This window comes from Shewanella olleyana, from assembly GCF_023283825.1.
Lineage (GTDB): Bacteria > Pseudomonadota > Gammaproteobacteria > Enterobacterales > Shewanellaceae > Shewanella > Shewanella olleyana.
This window is the reverse complement of sequence record NZ_JAKILD010000046.1, coordinates 1-17562: the sequence shown is the minus strand read 5'-3', so window position 1 is coordinate 17562 and position 17562 is coordinate 1. Positions and strand designations below refer to the sequence as shown.

The following is a 17562-nucleotide window of genomic DNA, read 5'->3' as shown; positions in this document are numbered from 1 at the left end:
AGCAGTGTTGTAAAGCTTGGAATATATTTATTCAGTGCAAAGATAGGGTAAAAAGTTTATGTACACGAGACTGGGCTAATATGGGCAAAGTCTAATGCGGATTGGTATTACACCGATAAGATGAAAGTGAAAATAGACAGCCCAATGGGGCGGCGACAATATAGTAAACGACTAGGCTGTATCGAACCTGTATTTGGCAATATTACGGTCAACAAAGGGATGAATAAATTAACTTTACGCGGCCAAGCTAAAGTCAATGCTCAGTGGCAACTGTATTGTCTTGTTCATAATATAGAAAAGCTGCAACACGCGATGCACTAAGAAGGGGAAGCCCTCTATACCTCAAAAGTTCTCCAAACTCGCCTTAAACGCCCTCTGAAAGCAACAACAAACCTGTATGTTAAATAATAATCTAAACACCACTAAATAATTGAATCAAAATAGGAACTCAGATATTGTTTGTTCATTAATCAAAATGAATTTGTAAAACGAGTAATTCTACAGGCTCGTTAGGTGTTAAATGTTGAGTTCTAATATGGATATTATATGAGTAAAACTACAGAAGAAATGAAGCATGAAAAGACACTTTTGGTTTTGAGTTTTGTTTTAATAACTCTTCTGGGAGGAGGATTAACATCATACTATGGTCACCTTCAAAATAAGTGGAGTATTTCCGAACAACGGAGAACTGAAGCTACTTTACTCTATAAAGAAATTAGCATGTTAATGGATACAAGATTGTACAAGTGGAGAAAGGTTGGTTGGGCTACAGAAGATAAAAAAGACTCTGAATTCATTTGGTCTTTATATGCAGATTATGCAAAGGTTCTTAATGATTGGAATAATAGTTTAAATAAAAATAGGGCATTATTATGTCGTTATTTTGGACCTGAGTTAGGTGCTGTTTTCGAACGTGAAATTAGACCTGGATTTAATGAGTTACAAGCAATTTTTCGAGAAAGGCTAAAAACTAGTAGCGCGAAGAAAACAACTGAAATTGCAAGTTCAGAAATTGTTTCCAAAGCGAAGAATTTAAATGTAGCTATTTACCGTTTCAATAACAAAGCAGCTGAAATTATTAGGTCTGGAGATATAGGTGTCTCAGACCCTGGCAAAGCATGCCATTTTGAGTAACAACACCTAACACATATGAGCCTCCCGCCAGTCAATAGGCGAGCCTAACTTATTTGGCTGCTTGTGCAGTCAAATTAAAATCAATCAACAAATTCATCTACTTCGTCTGTCATTTAGCTGTCAAATCGTCGTTTACAGCAAACACATATAGAGGCTCTCTTAGTGCGATCTTATCGCTGCCTGACGCTTTCCATTCCTTTGAAATATCAGGGGCACTAGACATTTATCGGTTAACCCTAAGGTGGCACTATTCAAGTCAGAGGTGCTTTGTGCACAGTTAGTTTCAGGCTCATTTAAGGTGTAAACGACTTTGTTGATTGCATTCATTAATGCGCGCCAATAAGGTGTCTAATCAAGGCGATGTAGCTTAAATAGCATCTGGCATAGTGATGATGGTGAGAAGTCATTGCTTCATTAGCCACATCATTCACAATCATGCTCGCTTCTCTTTTTTTAAAGAGTATCTAGTTAGACGTTCAGCTCACCTTATTGCGCGACTTATCCTTTCAAGAATCGTTGTTCATTAAACACCGTTTTGTTCTTCAGCATGAAATAGACACAGCGGCCAAGCTTATGTGCCAGTGCAGATAATGCTTTAGCTTTACTCATTCGTTTTTGTAATCGGTTAAGGTAGTTACGTGCTTTGTCATTGCCTCGCAGGTAAAGTACCGCAGCTTCTGAGAACGCCCATTTCAAATGTGCATTACCGATTTTATTACCATTAGTGCCGTAGGTTTTACTCGCTGACTCCGCTTTGCATTTCACTAATCGAGAGTAAGAGGCAAACTTTTGTACTGACTCAAATCTACTGACATCACCGATTTCATAAAGAATGGTGAGTGATAATATCTTGCCAATGCCTGGTACGGTTTTAAGCAGTTCTAAATACACGGGGTTATGGTTTTTGGCCTGTTTTTCAATGAACCATTCGACCTGCGCTAGCTCTTTGGCATAGCAATCGAGCAGTGCCATATCTAAGTCGATGTTGCGCTGTACGATAGGGTCTTGATATTGCTCCCGCAGTTTTTGTCTAGCAGAGATATTTTTAAGGTTTAGGTCAGTGGCAGGTAAGTTGTATTGGCTGTTGGTATTGACGACGTGACCTTTGAGCATAGCGCCGTGCCGAACAATCTTCATTCGTCGACGTAACAAGTCACGTGCAGCACGCATTTCACGAGGATAATCGTAAGCAATAGGGAAGTTGCCACCACGTAGTAGTGTAGCGATTTTAAAGGAATCAACTTTATCGTTTTTGGTTTTACCACCGTGAATGGCCTTCATGTATAGGGCATGACCTAGAATGAAATCGATGCCGAGTTCAGCGCACCAATCAGACACCCAATACCAGCAATGCATGCATTCAACGCCGATCACTTAATAAGATACTTTTTCTAATGAAAAGGCGTTTGGCTTGGCACCTGTGAAGTACGGAAAGCAGTACTTTGATAAAATAGAACGTCGCTAAGGGCTTACGAGCTCCCTTTACGCTATGGTATGTTAAATTCAACATTAATTAATTGTTTTGCAATGTTTCATTAATGCTGCGTAGTCAGGTAACTTCGTAGTATCACTCGGTAAGTTTGCTAGCTTGCCATGTAGAAGCTGATAATCAGTTGATAGCTTCTTAGAAACAACTATTTCTCCACTTTGTGGATTAATAGAAATAAGTGACAAATCAAATAACGTATGGATGTCTGCACGTAAAATCAGACCATTCGCGAGGTTATACGTTTGCTCAACTTTGTAAGGAGTTATATGAGCAGCTTCCAGAACCTCAATTTCACTACACCCCGTGATTGCGCATACATTGTCATATGCGTGAAGAAGTTCCTTGCGGAATGTTGATTGTCCTCGTCTTGACCATATCGCTGACAAGATACGTTCATCAGTTTTGGAGTCGCTGTCATTGTCATTTAAAATGACATCTTCACAAAAGCTATTGCTCTCTGTATTGAGAAAATTAACAAACTCCTCAGAAAAAGACTGAAAATCTGATTCTTTGTGGAAGGCCAAACGTTGCCATTGCCATGACGTCTTCCGTTTTGCGGGGTGTGCAAACGTTGTCAAACAATCATCTAACCACTTACTGATACGAACCGGATCAATTTTATACTCTTCGGAAATGTTATCAACACCAAAAGCAATCTCGATACCATTTTTATTCTCTGCGTCTAGCTTTTTGTCATAAACAGTGAATACTGTTCTATTTAAATGATTAGTAAATTCAATACCACTTCCAGAGTCGTGCGGACGCTGGCTTAATTGTATACCCAGAGCCATTTCCCTAGATTTTGCAAATGCTTTCGCTTGAAACTGATTTTTCATGAAGTCCCCCTTTCCCTGTAGTAACTTTCTTAAATCCGCAATAGGTATATCAATACTGCATTAAGCTCTTGCAGGATAAACATAATATCTAATGCCATCGATATGACGTATTACGACTTGATCCCCAGCTTTAATATAATAAATTTTGAAAATCTGACACAACTCTCGTGGCTGTTAATTGTTCCATCACATCACATTACAACGACTATGGCAATAATCCCTAGCTTCACCCTAAAAAACTAATTCAAATCACTAACTACCTTGGCACATTCTAGCTAGTTTGTGTTCAAAGACGAGTTATAGGACTGACTCATATATGCCCTCAAACGATATAAGGTTTAAGTGAGCCCACTGTGAGTTAGCCGCTTCAACCTAGCCTTTAACTAACGACATATCAACAATCATATTTTTAGCCTAAATAAAACGAACCCAGAAGGGGTCGTTAGTTGGTTGCTAATGACATTAATCTAATGCATTAACGTGTTCTTCCCAGACTGGTGTAGCAAATTCAAAGTAATCTGTTGGGCATAAACCAAAGATTTTTGAAAATTGACTACAGTACAACTCACAGAACATTGCTATCTCGTCTTTATACATTATTAGTACCTTTAACATATCGGTTCCTGTTAAGTATTGTTCGCTGAAGTCAGCGTGCTTACTAAGAATTGACTTGCTAATGGTAATCCCTAACATGTTCCACTCAGCATCAACATTAAGATAGATGTATCGCGAAAAACATAAATTTGGCGACTCATTGTTACTGTCTGCATTTGCTAATAGTAAAAGTGAACAGCTTAAATTACCTCTAGACTTGGGATGTAAACGAAAGATCTTAGATTGGTCCATATTTAGCTCCTAATTAATGGTTTGTGGTCTCAACATTAACTAGGTTGCGAGCGGGGGATTTTTGACTGTTAATAGAAGTTATTGTCAATTTTTTGAGTAAAAGACATGGAAATATTAATAGAATAGCGAACCCAATTGGGTTCGCTAGATGGCGATTACAGTGTGTCAGCAGCAATAATCAAATCAGACCAACATTGCTCAGCTGTTTCGAAGTAATAATGCGGATATATCCCAAAAATACTCATAAACTCATTTTTGAAAAACTCACAAAAAACGGCAATGTCGTCGATGTAAATCAATAGCATCATATAAGCCTCAATACCTGTCAGATATTGACTCTCAAGCTCAGCATTCTCTTCAAGCAGCGATTTGCTGATACTGATACCTATCATTTGACCTTGTACATTTCGATGTAAATAAATGTATTTGTTAAAGCTTAATTGAACCTCATCATTCTCAAGTTGATGGTCTGCCAGTAGCAATACTGTACTGTGGTCATCCCATGGCGATTTTGATTGACGTTTATAGACTCGTATAAGCTGTATTTGTGACTTGTTCATAACTATTCCTAGTGTTGATGTCCTGTTCATTAACTAGGTTCGAACGATGAGAAATTATTTGTCTTTTAAGTATTGGTTAACAAAATTCATTGCTAGATTAATGTCTTCTATTTGAACTCCTTGGCGCCTCAAGTGCTTTTTAACTTGATGGTTAAAAAATTGTATTTCAACCTCCTCTGCATAGTAATTCTCAGTCATTTTCTTCATTACGGCTTCAGACTTTATTGCTATAGGAAGGTGCTGAAGTAGAATTTCGAGATGATTGATTCTTTGATTAAGCTTGTTATTTTTATCCATATTTCGGTCTCATTAGCTTCGATGAATTTTCAAAGCTAAATAGAGACAACTTGGGAAAATTTTTACTGATTATTTGATTTTTAAGTATTGAGTTTTTTATGGGTTGGATGAAGCTAAAAATGTGTGACTAATACTATTTTTAGCTTCGTTTAATTTCCCTATCAAATGTTCTACCTGTTACCTCAAATTAAATAACATGAATAAGCCCGTATTCAGTTGCCGAATGGAGTGAGCTAATTGTATTAAAGTTTATGTTCAGGGGCTAAGGGGGAGTTAACCAACCTAGGTTCGATAAGTTGGCATTGCCAGTACATAAAAAAATCTCATTTTAGACCGTTATTTAAAGTTATCCTGCGGTAATTGTCTGAACTTTTTACTGAATTCTTTTGTCACTTCAGCAATCATCTCATCAAAGGCTATTTTTTTTATAGAATCGTCTTTTCGTACGATTTGACCATTCTTATCGACAATGACTAGGTTAAAACCTTCATCAATTAGTAATTCGTTATTAGTTGCAGTGATGATGCTTTGTAATTCAATCATTTTTTCGTCCAATATTATTAAGTGGACTCTTATTTAATCTCATAAATAGAAAATAAATAAATTATGATTATGCCTCGTTCACTTTCAATTTTCCGCTCAAAGTAAGTGTGTTTTGTGAACGATACTGTAGCTTCTTACTCAAGTGGTGTCTGTAAATCAGCGAGGCGGTTGTTGAATTAGCGAACCCAATAATGAAGATTATAAGCTCATGACAAAAGAATGCTGCGTTAAACTATATTTTAATAACAAGCCTGTTTATGAGACAAAAAGCGTTTGTAGGTGGAATGACTGCAGTCGTAATTTCAAGTAGGTCAGCAATCGAAGGTATTTAATATTAGCTAATTGAATAGGTTTATTTAAAGCTATATCCGGTTAAAGCTACATAGATGCTCTTAGTTAATAGCAGTGATTTTAATCGATTAGAGCTTGCTGAAGTTTTTAATTCTTATTAGATGAAAACAGCCGCATTAATATCGCCATTAGGTTGACTAGGCTGGTTTAGGTATATTGCAAAAATCTAAGAATGTACCAGCCATATCAAAACTATGTAACTCTGAAGCTTGTTTTGTAGCTCCGTCAAAACCAGGGAACATTGAAGCAGTAGTAACGCTAACTGTAGTGTTCATATATAGTTTGTTTCTTCACTTCACCTACTTTTATTGTAGCTAATTGAAACAGTTCGAGGTTTAGAAGTTTGAGCCCTAGTATTCTGTTTTTTCTTTGTAATCACAAAGGTCTTCGATAATACATGAGCCACACTTAGGATTTCTTGCTGTACACGTATAGCGACCATGCAATATAAACCAATGATGTAGGTCGTACATAAACTCAGTCTTTCTTGGGGTATTTTTTATGATAGCTTGCTCAGTTTGTTCAACGGTTTTGCCTTTGGCGTAACCTGTTCGATTTGCAAGGCGTTGAATGTGAGTATCTACTGCTAAAAAGTATCTACCTTCATTATCTTTTAGCCATCCAAAAGCGGTGTTTAATACAACATTTGCGGTTTTACGGCCAACCCCAGGAAGGGCTTCTAAAGCTTCTCTATTTTCAGGGACTTCGCCACCATGAAGGTTAATCAGCATTTCACAGGCTTTAATGACGTTAATGGCTTTATTGTTATACAAGCCAATAGTTTTAATATAGGTTTTTAAGCCATCAACACCTAAATCAAATATTTGTTGAGCAGTATTGGCCACAGGGAATAACTTATCGGTGGCTTTGTTGACGCTCACATCAGTGGCTTGAGCTGACAATGTTACTGCGACAAGCAATTCAAAAGGCGATGCAAAGTTTAACTCTGTTTCAGGCTTTGGATTATTGTCTCTAAGCCTGGTCAATATTTCATAGCGTTTTTGTTTATTCATTTTATTTTTTCGTTATGTTGATATTTATGTTTTATTAACCGACTTTAGTGATCCTTGCACGAGCAATTATTTCTGCTTCTTGCTGTGGCTTTCGTTGCTCAATTTTATCATCGATAACATTCTTCAGCGCAATCAGTAACCCCATGGCTATGAATGCGCCTGGCGGTAACATAGCCAGTAGAAATGGGGTATCTACATTAAACACTTGAATTGTTAGCGAGCTTGCCCAATCACCTAAAAGTAATTCTGCACCATCAAATAAAGTACCTTGACCAAGCAGTTCTCGCATTCCACCTAGCACCACTAAAATGGCAGTAAATCCTACGCCCATCATAAGCCCGTCAAAAGCGGCACTGGTGACATTATTACGAGAAGCAAATGCCTCAGCTCTGCCGATAATGACGCAGTTAGTCACAATCAAGGGTAAAAATATACCTAATGATAAATATAGTCCGTAAGCATAAGCGTTAATCAGCAACTGAACGCAAGTCACCAAAGCAGCAATAATCATGACAAAAACAGGGATACGAATCTCTTTAGGGACATATTCACGCACTAAAGAAACCAAGATATTAGAACCGACCAATACGATTAGTGTCGCTAACCCGAGGCCCAAGGCATTAGTGACAGTAGCGGTAACAGCCAAAAGAGGGCACAAGCCAAGGAGCTGTACTAGACCTGGGTTATTTTTCCATAGCCCTTGCCATGCGATTTCACGATAATTAGTCATGTTCACGTCCACAATGATTGACGGTGTTATAAAGCGACTCACGATTATCAGCCACAAACGACAGTGCATTATTAATAGCATTTACATAAGCACGAGGCGTAATGGTCGCCCCAGTAAATTGGTCAATATCGCCACCATCCTTTTTGACTGCCATAGGTTTGTCATTTGGATCATATTGAATGCCACTTAAGCTTAAAACCCAATCAGATTTTCGTAATTCGATTTTGTCGCCTAAACCGGGTGTCTCTTGGTGGGTTAATGTTCTGACACCCAGTAATTCACTATTGTTATTGACACCTAGAATAATTTTAATATCGCCGTTATAGCCATCAGGGGCAATAGCCTCAATAGCGATGGCAACAGGTTGTTGATTCATTTTAGCGATATAAACAGGTAAGGCTTCATCAGAGCCAAGAAACTCTTTATTAGTGACTAATATGCAATCATCGGTCAATTCATTATCGTGCAAATGATTAGGAATGATTTGCTCTAACACACCGGCAAGCTGCTTTCGCTGCTGCTCGATAATTCTATCTCCGGTAAAAAAATTAACTGAAGCGACCAAGCCTGTACAACAAAGTGCAAAAAGGGCGAGAATTAGGCCGTTTCTAGTAATAATATTAAACATGTTTAATCCTGTATGAAACCAATGCTTTTGGGCTTAATTACCCGCGCGATGACCATATGAGCGTGGGCGGATATAATAATCTATAAATGGCGCGCACATATTGGCAAGTAATACCGCAAAAGCGACAGCGTCAGGGTAACCACCGTAAGTTCTGATGACAAAAATCAGCACACCGATAATCGCACCAAATAACAATCTGCCTCGAGTACTCGTTGCAGCAGTAACTGGGTCGGTTGCAATGAAAAATGCACACAACATAGTGCCGCCGGAGAATAAATGTAGCATTGGGCTAGCATGAGTATCAGGGTTAAGTAAAAAACCAATACCAGAACACACAAATATCGCCATAAGAATACCGACGCTAATGTGCCAGCGTATGACTTTAAGCTTTAGCATGATTAAGCCGCCAGCGAGGTAAGCTAAATTAACCCAAAACCAGCCGACACCGGTCATGCCGTCAAATACATTGCGCTGTAAACTTTCACTACTTGTCATGCCCATTGATAAATCTGTTTTGAATGTATCAAGTGGCGTTGCCATTGTGTGACCATCAACGGCAATTCTGAAATGATCTAAACCCGCAGTACTGAGTTCAAAAATATGCGCAAATGCAGCAGTAATGCTTACCTGATTAGCTGCCAATTCAGATGGAGCAACCCAATTAGTCATTTGTAATGGAAATGAAACTAATAGCAGAACATAAGCTGCCATCGCTGGGTTAAATATATTGTTACCTAGGCCGCCATATAGATGCTTAACGATAACAATAGCAAAAAAGCAACCTATGACGGTCATCCACCAAGGTGTCAGAGGTGGGATTGCAACTGCGATTAATACTGCCGTTACTAATGCGCTGTTATCCGATAAAGCATTTTTTATCGACTTATTACGCAGTTTCATAATAGCTGCTTCAGCAGACAGACAAGTTATTACAGCAATCAGTATTTGAACTAAAGTGCCCATTCCGAAAAAGTAGACTTGTGCCAAAATGCCAGGAATAAGACATAAGGCCACTCGTTGCATCACCTTATTGGTTTGCAAACTTGTACTGACATGCGGAGATGATGCTATTTTAAATGCCATGATTATTCCTTTTCACTCAACTTCTGCTGATTTGCCAACTTTTTAGCCTTGGCTTTTGCAACAGCTGCTGCAATTCTCGCTTTTTTATCATCTACTGGCTCAGCTGTATTAGACACTAGCGCAGCGGTGTCAGTAGTAGAAGAATCAACAGACTCAGAGTCAACAGTCTCTGAATCAGTAGTGCTGTCTATATCAGCATCTGCATTCTGTTTAGCCAGCTTTTTGGCTTTAGCGCGTGCAACAGCCGCAGCGATTTTAGCTTTTTTATCATCAACTGGCTCAAGTGTGCTAGACACTATCGCAGCGGTGTCAGTAGTAGAAGAATCAACAGACTCAGAATTAACTGTCTCAGTATAAGTAGTGCTGTCTATACCATCGTCTGCATTTTGTTTAGCCAGCTTTTTGGCTTTCGCGCGTGCAACAGCCACAGCGATTTTAGCTTTTTTATCATCCACTGGTTCTGCATTGCTAGACACTTCCGCAGCGGCTTCGGTAGTAGAAGAGTCAACAGTCTCTGAATCAGTAGTGCTGTATATACCAGCGTCTGCATTCTGTTTAGCCAGTTTTTTGGCTTTAGCGCGGGCAACGGCAGCGGCAATTTGAGCTTTCTTATCATCAACTGGTGCAGTATTTTCTTCGACAGAAGCTGAGTTATCTGTAGATTGGTTGGCGGCAAGCTTTTTGGCTTTAGCACGGGCAACAGCTGCGGCAATTTGTGCTTTTTTGTCATTAACTGGCTGTGGATTTTCTTCAGCTGCAGTTGAATCTGAAGTCTCAGATGACTTATTCGCTAGCTTTTTAGCTTTAGCACGCTCTATTGCGGCTTTAACAGCTGCTGATTTACCATTACTAGCGCCTGTTTCAGAAGGTGCTTCAGCAGTTTTAGAGTGACCTTCTTGCTCCGCTGCTTTCTTCTTAGCGGCAACTCTGGCCATTGCTTCTGCAACGGTACTTTTATTACTGGCACTGTTTGCTGAAGCTTTACGCTTTTCAGCCGCTAGGCGTGATTTTTCTTCACGGGCTAACTTTTCATCTTCTAGTCGTTTAAGCCTTGCTTCAAATCGGATTTTAGCTTGCTCTGCTTGTTGTTTTTCTTCAGCTTCATTTTTCAGCGCTGATTTAGCAATACGGTAGTATTCGACTAATGGGATGTCGCTTGGGCATACAAAACTACAACAGCCACATTCAATACAATCTTTGAGGTTAAAGCTCGCGGCTTTGTCATATTCCTCTGCCTTTGCATGCCAAAATAATTGTTGTGGTAATAATAAAGCAGGGCACGCGACTGCGCATTCGCCGCAGCGTATACAGGCTTTCTCATCTACATCTGGTGCAATTTCATTGGCGCTTGGCGCTAAAATACAGTTAGTGCCTTTTAATACAGGTACATTATATTCAGGCAGGGCATAGCCCATCATTGGCCCACCAATGATGACCTTTTGATTATCCATTGCTGTAAAACCAACTTGTTCTAACGCATGCTCTACGCTAGTTCCGATAGGCAACCAATAATTTCCAGGCTGTTTTACTTGTTCGCCTGTTAATGTCACTAAGCGTTCAATGAGTGGTTTACCGTGTAATACAGCGTCTTGTATGGCATAAGCGGTACCGACATTGTGAACCACTATACCTTGCTGCGCAGGAATGCTTCCTGTTGGTACTTCACGGCCAGTAATGATCTGAATAAGCTGTTTTTCGCCACCAGAAGGGTATTTCGTTGGGATTACGGTTATTTTAACAGTTGATTGTAAATCATCGAACTGCGTTAAACATTGCTGCATAGCACTGCTAGCTTCAGGCTTATTATCCTCAATGGCGACCACAATACGTTGTGGTGAAAGCAATTGATTAATGACCTGAATACCTTTAAAGATTTCGAAGGCGTTTTCACGCATTAGTACATCATCAGATGTGATGTAAGGTTCACACTCAACACCATTTATAATGACTAAATCAATTTCACTAGCAGGATTTAGCTTGATATGGCTTGGGAATGTCGCGCCGCCCAGTCCTGCAATACCGGCTTGTTTGGTTTTATCTAATATTTGTTGATTGGTTAATTCGCCAAGTGTTGAAACTTGGTAATCAACTTGAGAATTAAGACCGTCTGATTCGATGATACAGGTTAGGACTGGTAAACCTGATGCATGGTTACTGTGTTGTAAGCTTATATTACTTACAATTCCTGATATAGGAGAATGCACAGGTAAGTACATAAACCCTTCGCCTTCAGTCAATTGTTGACCTTGGGCAACTTTGTCACCAACGTTGACAGATAGTCGGGCACAATCACCGACTTGTGGTAATGGAATACGGTATTGCTTAGCAGGTGCAATACGGGCCGAAGCCGTCTGATTTGAAAGTGATTTTAATTGTGGCGGATGGACTCCTCCTGGAGAGTGCCATAAAGTCCCTTTATCAATTTGTTCTAATAAAGTTAGCACTGAGAATCCTCTTTTACTGCAATGTCTATTTGTTTAACACTAATGGTGACGGTACTTTTTTCAGGAACTGGTTCTATCAGCGTTACTGGAATACTGGCTAATTTCCAATCCCAATTTTTAAGGTTTTGTTCAACTGGGATCATATCAATACAGTCAACAGGGCAAGGTTCAACACATAAGTCACAGCCTGTGCAATCTTTGGTTATGACAGTGTGCATTAATTTACCAGCACCTAAGATGGCATCAACAGGACAGGCCTGGATACATTTGGTGCAGCCAATACATTCATCTTCGCGGATGTAAGCGACTTTTTTTACGTTTTCTTGTGCAACTTCATTTAATGGCTCTGGGTCTACGCCCATTAAACCAGCAAGTTTCTCCATAGTGGCGGTTCCGCCTGGAGGACATTTGTTGATATTATCACCGTTGGCGATAGCTTCAGCGTAAGGTCTACAACCAGGATAACCACATTGACCACATTGAGTTTGAGGTAGTAATGCTTCAACCTGATCAATAATAGGATTGCCTTCAACTTTAAATTTAATTGAAGCATAACCAAGGATAAGGCCAAAAATGAGTGCTAGGAGTGTCAGCACAACGACAGCAATTGCAATACTCGACATGATTATTTAACCAGCCCCGCAAACCCCATAAAGGCAAGAGACATTAAACCTGCTGTGATCATCGCAATAGCGCCGCCTTTAAAAGGTAAAGGGACGTCAGCTGCTGCTAATCGTTCACGCATTGCAGAAAATAAAACGAGAACTAAAGAAAAACCAACAGCAGCACCAAAGCCGTAAACTGCAGATTGGATAAAGTTATGATCTTCATTGACGTTGAGTAACGCCACACCTAAGACTGCGCAGTTGGTGGTGATCAGTGGTAAATAAATGCCTAAAGCTCTGTGCAGTGAGGCACTTGTTTTCTGCACTAACATTTCGGTGAATTGAACCACCACAGCAATGACTAAAATGAAACTCATGGTACGCAGGTAGGTTAGTCCAAAAGGCTGCAGTAAAAACTCATTAGTGAGGTAGCTTAAAATTGAGGCTAAGGTTAAAACGAACGTGGTGGCCATCGACATGCCTATAGCGGAGGCAAGCTTACTAGATACACCCATAAAAGGGCATAAGCCAAGAAATTTTACTAAAACGAAATTGTTAACTAGGACGGTGCCAATTAACAGTAAGAGATAGTCTGTCATTACTACACTTTTCTATTTGATATTAGCTATATTATCTAAGGTTTAGGCTTGAGAAACAACGGATAAAAAAAAGGGTTATGTAAATAATAACCCGATTTTGGAAGATTGATCTTACATTGATTATTTATTTGTCTGTTTTAGCGATAATTTCAGGTCTTGCGATGTAATAACCTTGAAGACCATCGACTAACATTTTTTCTAAAGTTAGCTTCTCATCTTGTTTTTCAACACCCGTTGCGATGACTTTGATACCAATTCTGCGCGAAATATCAACAATCATTCTGACGAAGAATTTATTATTGTTGTCTTGGTCAATTCCTGTACTGTAACTACTATCAAGCTTAATCACATCGGGTTTTACTTCTCGGAAGAATTTAAATGATGAAAAACCTAAACCAAATTGCTGAATGGCGACCTTAGCGCCGACTTTATGCATTTCGTGAACAAAGCGTCGACTTGCAGCTACATTTTTTTGCATCCCAGATTCATTGACCTCAAAAACCAACCTTGCTGATGTTGTTCTATGGCTCGATAAAATATCTCTTAGCCAAGAAACAAACACTTCTTGAAGTGCTGAGGATGAGCTGATATTAATGCCAAAATTACCCGTTAAACTTGGATTGGCATTTAATAATTGAAGAGTATGTACTACGATCATTTTATCTAAATCGATATTTAAACCGTGACGTTCTGACATCGCTATTACACTAGCTGTGGGTAGGTTCGAGCCTTCATTATTGAAGAATCGAGCATACAGTTCCCTATATACATCAACTTGATTATTACAAGGTAAAATAGGTTGTTGGAAGAACTTAAGCCCTTTACGGTTAATGAGTTCATTAATGGTGACTTTCCAGTGATCATCACCTAGTTGTTCGTTACCGGAGAACTTCTCAAGAATGTGGTATCGGTTAGGCCCTGACGTTTGCGCAATGCTCACAGCAGTATCTGCTAACGTTAGTAAAGCTTGAGTATTGCTATTACTTTCAAAAGGAACCATTCCGCTATGGGCGATAATGTCAGGTTCTATTGTTTGAGCGTACTCATCTAAATAGCCTTTTAATAGAATTAAAAACTGTTCGCCTTCTTTTACAGTGATGTCATGGATGAAAAGGGCAAAGTCACTGCTTGATACGCGGTAATACTCGTTTACACCTGTTCTTGTTGCTGCGCGCCTAATGCATGATGCTATTTTGCTTAAATAATCATCGCCAGCTTCACGACCATGTAATTGGTTTATACTCGAAAGTTCAGCAGCTTTAATAATCGCTAGAACACCAAATTGTTTTTTATCTGATTCACTAATACTTTTCATATAGTCATTAAAGCGTCGACGAGTTGAAAAGCCTGTTACTGGGTCTTGATATGCCGCTTTTGCTAATAAATCATTTTCTTTGTGGAAATTGCCGATACTGGTTTTTAATTCCATGCGACTCTTTTCTAAAGCAAGCCCGATAGGTTTCAAAGAACCATGTAATCGCGAGGTTTCCACCGCTCGAAAAGTAAGGTCTGGTATGTGATTGATATAGTCACAGGCATATCTAATTCCGCGGCGATGAATGGCCATCAGTATTGCAAAACTGATCATGATAAGTAAATACGCAATAATTGTCAGTGTTGCTGCTTTTTCTAGGTTAACAAAACTGGCTGAGATGACAGATTTTGTACTCAGTCTGACTTGTAGGCGGCTTTTAGGGAATGCCTTCGTGTGTCCCAATTCTATTTTAAAAATTTTATCTTCGAATTCAGCATCACTTTTAGCGAGAGTACCAAATGTATAATTAAGATCACTGTCGCTTTCATGGATATATTGGAAAAATTGGAAAGTAAACGTTTTAGAAAGCTTTGCATATAAGGCTTCACCGTTATCATTCCATTCATTGATGAGATCGATATGCTTGCTGTAATTTTGAATTGCTAATGAACCTTGACGCTGCATTTCTTTATTTTCCAGATCATAAATCCGATAAAGCAGCAGCCCAAAAATCACAAAAAGTACTAATTGGAATGATTTTGATAAGCCCATGAATAGTCCATTTCCTGTAATAATCTGATGTCATCATACATTTATGTATAGCGGCAAAAAAATTAAAAAGCTATAACAAATAAAGGAGTTAACACATAGAATTGTAGTGTAAATTTTGAAGAATTATAAGGGAATTTATAAAAGATAGATATTAAGAAAGGAATAAAATTGACCAAGTGTCAAAATCTTGGCTCCCCAGACTGGACTCGAACCAGTGACATACGGATTAACAGTCCGCCGTTCTACCAACTGAACTACAGGGGATTTGAAGATTTTATAAGAAGTGGCTCCCCAGACTGGACTCGAACCAGTGACATACGGATTAACAGTCCGCCGTTCTACCAACTGAACTACAGGGGAATTGATACTTCATTATATGTGTTTTAATTGGCTCCCCAGACTGGACTCGAACCAGTGACATACGGATTAACAGTCCGCCGTTCTACCAACTGAACTACAGGGGAATCGATTAAAACTAAGATAAAATTGGCTCCCCAGACTGGACTCGAACCAGTGACATACGGATTAACAGTCCGCCGTTCTACCAACTGAACTACAGGGGAATTACATTTTATCTTTGTTTTCAAATAACTATACTAAATTGGCTCCCCGGACTGGACTCGAACCAGTGACATACGGATTAACAGTCCGCCGTTCTACCAACTGAACTACAGGGGAATCGTTTTAGCAATGTATTGCTGAGAACGGAGCGCATAGTAAAACGCCCTGAACAATCAGTCAACTCGAGATATAAAAAAAATTGAAAAATTGATGTTAAGTGGTCATCTAATACCCATCGTGGCTTATAAATCGTCATAATGACTGTTTTTTCGCAAGCAAATTGATTACTAACGATTTAATTTATCCGCTAACTAAATCGCTGCAGGTGCATTTTAAATAGGCCAATGAGGCTATTTTGATGTTTTCCAGCTGTTTTAAAGCAAAAGCAGCTTAAAACAATAATGCTTATATATGAATATAGCGTTTGTTTTGTTCTTTAGATTTACAATAGAGTTTTAAAGCAAGATTTAATTGAGCTTATATGTAGAAATTACGGGGCTTAGTTTAGAAATGGGCCTTAGCAGGGCTTAATCAGTATTGATGTAGTGTGTATTAGCGGGTAAGTATGAATAAGTTATGAATTACACTCCAAAACTATTCTTTCAGAAAAATTCATATAATTCATAGTCTGGCTATTTTGTAAGACTTGATGCATTAAAAGTAAAGCACCTAGTCGATTAATGTGCTTTCGATTAAAGTCGATTGGCGATTAAGGTTCTTTGGCAGTTTAAGTTAAATTGCTTCTATGTGAGGTTATCTATAACTGTATATTGGACTGACAGCTTCAGGTTTAATCATATTTAGCATTGTATCTATCAAAGACTACTAAGAGTTTGCCTACTTTTAGAGACATTAATTGAAAGCGTTGTTAGAAAGTTTTGCTCTGTTTATTGTTCCAAATTGATGTGTAGCCAACACCGGCAGATGTTTGAAAAAGGAAAGATCATAGGGTTGTGAATGCGATCATTTTTCTAAGCTGAAACGAATGGATGCTTTTATTTGATTGTTTCAATTCGATGCAATTACGTAGCCCAACTTACAAATGTAATTTTATTTCATGTTACTTTTTTTACTGTTTTATTAATTTCTGTTTACCGCTATACCCCAGTAATATTGGGCTTGAGCGAGTTATCCACTAAATCTGTGGATAAGCCTGTGAGTTACTCTTAAATTAACCTCTGAAGCCCCTATATTCATTGAGTAGAAGTTAAAAATTGTTCAGAATCAACAAATGAAAATATTTCCATATTATCAATATGTTGCAAATTGCAATACATTTCTAGTGATGAGGATTGTTTAGTGATGCTGAATATAGTCGTTGCATCAACTCTATTGTGTATTAAATTGCCATAGAATAGCCATTTTTGGCGGTTTTATCGTCAGTTTCAACCTTTTGCCGTTGTTGTAGCATAATTTCATTTTTTGTACTCTAAATTGTAATAATGCTCTGTTATGGCTTTCGGTAAGGATTATCTGGCTCGTTTTTCTTGGTGTCTTAGATGCATGAATGAAATAAGGGTTATTGTTTAAATTCGTTAAAAATTAAGCTGATGACAAATGCAGCATTTACGCTGATAAATTTCATATTATGAACTGCACAGTCTAGTTATTTCGCACAGTTTGCTTAAGTAACACAAGTGAGTCCTATACTGTTTTGGCATCATAATGAGATAACTCATTTTGCATTGTTCAATACTGCAGATAAATTATACCCAAACAACCTGAAGATGCTCGATTTCAGCAAGAATTTACACGCGTTTAGGCAAGGCATTGATTGCGGGTAATGGTTATTCCCTTTTCAAAATCAATAACGCAGC

The 17562-nt window shown here is 38.6% G+C and carries 14 protein-coding genes, 5 tRNA genes and 2 pseudogenes; 2 read left to right on the top strand and 19 right to left on the bottom strand.

What is annotated here, in order from left to right:
- Window positions 1-108 precede the first annotated feature (108 nt).
- Window positions 109-321 (top strand): annotated as a pseudogene (locus tag L2735_RS19255) (transposase); the annotation flags it as partial.
- 225 nt (window positions 322-546) lie between these two features.
- Window positions 547-1134, top strand: coding sequence for a hypothetical protein (locus L2735_RS19250; protein WP_248986238.1), 588 nt, complete (start codon window positions 547-549; stop codon window positions 1132-1134).
- Between the two features lie 498 nt (window positions 1135-1632).
- Here the strand turns inward: L2735_RS19250 and L2735_RS19245 are convergent.
- The 19 genes and pseudogenes from L2735_RS19245 to L2735_RS19155 all read right to left on the bottom strand — a co-directional run.
- Window positions 1633-2508, bottom strand: a pseudogene (locus tag L2735_RS19245) (IS110 family RNA-guided transposase); the annotation flags it as partial.
- 135 nt (window positions 2509-2643) lie between these two features.
- A complete protein-coding gene (locus L2735_RS19240) occupies window positions 2644-3459 on the bottom strand; it encodes an HNH endonuclease (protein ID WP_248986237.1) in 816 nt (271 codons plus the stop codon).
- A gap of 462 nt (window positions 3460-3921) precedes the next feature.
- Entirely contained in the window at window positions 3922-4305 is a 384-nt protein-coding gene (locus L2735_RS19235; RefSeq protein WP_248986236.1) for a hypothetical protein, read from the bottom strand.
- A 155-nt stretch (window positions 4306-4460) separates the two neighbouring features.
- On the bottom strand, window positions 4461-4865 hold the full coding sequence (locus L2735_RS19230; RefSeq protein ID WP_248986235.1) for a hypothetical protein: 405 nt from the start codon (window positions 4863-4865) through the stop codon (window positions 4461-4463).
- Window positions 4866-4919: 54 nt separating this feature from the next.
- Entirely contained in the window at window positions 4920-5162 is a 243-nt protein-coding gene (locus tag L2735_RS19225; RefSeq protein WP_248986234.1) for a hypothetical protein, read from the bottom strand.
- Window positions 5163-5498: 336 nt separating this feature from the next.
- On the bottom strand, window positions 5499-5705 hold the full coding sequence (locus L2735_RS19220) for a hypothetical protein (RefSeq protein WP_248986233.1): 207 nt from the start codon (window positions 5703-5705) through the stop codon (window positions 5499-5501).
- A gap of 701 nt (window positions 5706-6406) precedes the next feature.
- Complete coding sequence (gene nth, locus L2735_RS19215; RefSeq protein WP_248986232.1) at window positions 6407-7069, bottom strand: endonuclease III; 663 nt, start codon at window positions 7067-7069, stop codon at window positions 6407-6409.
- A 34-nt stretch (window positions 7070-7103) separates the two neighbouring features.
- The gene (locus L2735_RS19210; RefSeq protein ID WP_248986231.1) at window positions 7104-7799 is read right to left on the bottom strand and encodes an electron transport complex subunit E; all 696 of its coding nucleotides are present in this window, start codon (window positions 7797-7799) and stop codon (window positions 7104-7106) included.
- The gene (gene rsxG, locus L2735_RS19205) at window positions 7792-8427 is read right to left on the bottom strand and encodes an electron transport complex subunit RsxG (protein ID WP_248986230.1); all 636 of its coding nucleotides are present in this window, start codon (window positions 8425-8427) and stop codon (window positions 7792-7794) included. The genes L2735_RS19210 and rsxG overlap by 8 nt, the downstream gene beginning before the upstream one ends.
- Before the next feature lie 33 nt (window positions 8428-8460).
- Window positions 8461-9510 (bottom strand): electron transport complex subunit RsxD, encoded by a 1050-nt coding sequence (gene rsxD, locus L2735_RS19200; RefSeq protein ID WP_248986229.1) that lies wholly within the window; start codon window positions 9508-9510, stop codon window positions 8461-8463.
- 2 nt (window positions 9511-9512) lie between these two features.
- Complete coding sequence (gene rsxC, locus L2735_RS19195) at window positions 9513-11954, bottom strand: electron transport complex subunit RsxC (protein ID WP_248986228.1); 2442 nt, start codon at window positions 11952-11954, stop codon at window positions 9513-9515.
- On the bottom strand, window positions 11948-12577 hold the full coding sequence (gene rsxB, locus L2735_RS19190) for an electron transport complex subunit RsxB (protein WP_248986227.1): 630 nt from the start codon (window positions 12575-12577) through the stop codon (window positions 11948-11950). The genes rsxC and rsxB overlap by 7 nt, the downstream gene beginning before the upstream one ends.
- A gap of 2 nt (window positions 12578-12579) precedes the next feature.
- Window positions 12580-13158, bottom strand: coding sequence for an electron transport complex subunit RsxA (gene rsxA / locus L2735_RS19185; protein ID WP_102526049.1), 579 nt, complete (start codon window positions 13156-13158; stop codon window positions 12580-12582).
- Window positions 13159-13282: 124 nt separating this feature from the next.
- Window positions 13283-15184, bottom strand: a complete 1902-nt coding sequence (locus tag L2735_RS19180) for an EAL domain-containing protein (RefSeq protein WP_248986226.1) — start codon at window positions 15182-15184, stop codon at window positions 13283-13285.
- Between the two features lie 188 nt (window positions 15185-15372).
- Window positions 15373-15448 (bottom strand) — tRNA-Asn (locus L2735_RS19175).
- Between the two features lie 20 nt (window positions 15449-15468).
- A tRNA-Asn gene (locus L2735_RS19170) sits at window positions 15469-15544 on the bottom strand.
- Window positions 15545-15572: 28 nt separating this feature from the next.
- Window positions 15573-15648: transfer RNA gene (locus tag L2735_RS19165), tRNA-Asn, on the bottom strand.
- 23 nt (window positions 15649-15671) lie between these two features.
- Window positions 15672-15747: transfer RNA gene (locus L2735_RS19160), tRNA-Asn, on the bottom strand.
- A 39-nt stretch (window positions 15748-15786) separates the two neighbouring features.
- Window positions 15787-15862: transfer RNA gene (locus L2735_RS19155), tRNA-Asn, on the bottom strand.
- Window positions 15863-17562: the final 1700 nt, after the last annotated feature.

Excerpts from the sequence above, each read along its gene's own strand:
- L2735_RS19250 (WP_248986238.1), top strand. The coding sequence starts at position 547 with ATGAGTAAAACTACAGAAGAAATGAAGCATGAAAAGACACTTTTGGTT.
- L2735_RS19240 (WP_248986237.1), bottom strand. The coding sequence starts at position 3,459 with ATGAAAAATCAGTTTCAAGCGAAAGCATTTGCAAAATCTAGGGAAATG.
- L2735_RS19235 (WP_248986236.1), bottom strand. The coding sequence starts at position 4,305 with ATGGACCAATCTAAGATCTTTCGTTTACATCCCAAGTCTAGAGGTAAT.
- L2735_RS19230 (WP_248986235.1), bottom strand. The coding sequence starts at position 4,865 with ATGAACAAGTCACAAATACAGCTTATACGAGTCTATAAACGTCAATCA.
- L2735_RS19225 (WP_248986234.1), bottom strand. The coding sequence starts at position 5,162 with ATGGATAAAAATAACAAGCTTAATCAAAGAATCAATCATCTCGAAATT.
- L2735_RS19220 (WP_248986233.1), bottom strand. The coding sequence starts at position 5,705 with ATGATTGAATTACAAAGCATCATCACTGCAACTAATAACGAATTACTA.
- nth (WP_248986232.1), bottom strand. The coding sequence starts at position 7,069 with ATGAATAAACAAAAACGCTATGAAATATTGACCAGGCTTAGAGACAAT.
- L2735_RS19210 (WP_248986231.1), bottom strand. The coding sequence starts at position 7,799 with ATGACTAATTATCGTGAAATCGCATGGCAAGGGCTATGGAAAAATAAC.
- rsxG (WP_248986230.1), bottom strand. The coding sequence starts at position 8,427 with ATGTTTAATATTATTACTAGAAACGGCCTAATTCTCGCCCTTTTTGCA.
- rsxD (WP_248986229.1), bottom strand. The coding sequence starts at position 9,510 with ATGGCATTTAAAATAGCATCATCTCCGCATGTCAGTACAAGTTTGCAA.
- rsxB (WP_248986227.1), bottom strand. The coding sequence starts at position 12,577 with ATGTCGAGTATTGCAATTGCTGTCGTTGTGCTGACACTCCTAGCACTC.
- rsxA (WP_102526049.1), bottom strand. The coding sequence starts at position 13,158 with ATGACAGACTATCTCTTACTGTTAATTGGCACCGTCCTAGTTAACAAT.
- L2735_RS19180 (WP_248986226.1), bottom strand. The coding sequence starts at position 15,184 with ATGGGCTTATCAAAATCATTCCAATTAGTACTTTTTGTGATTTTTGGG.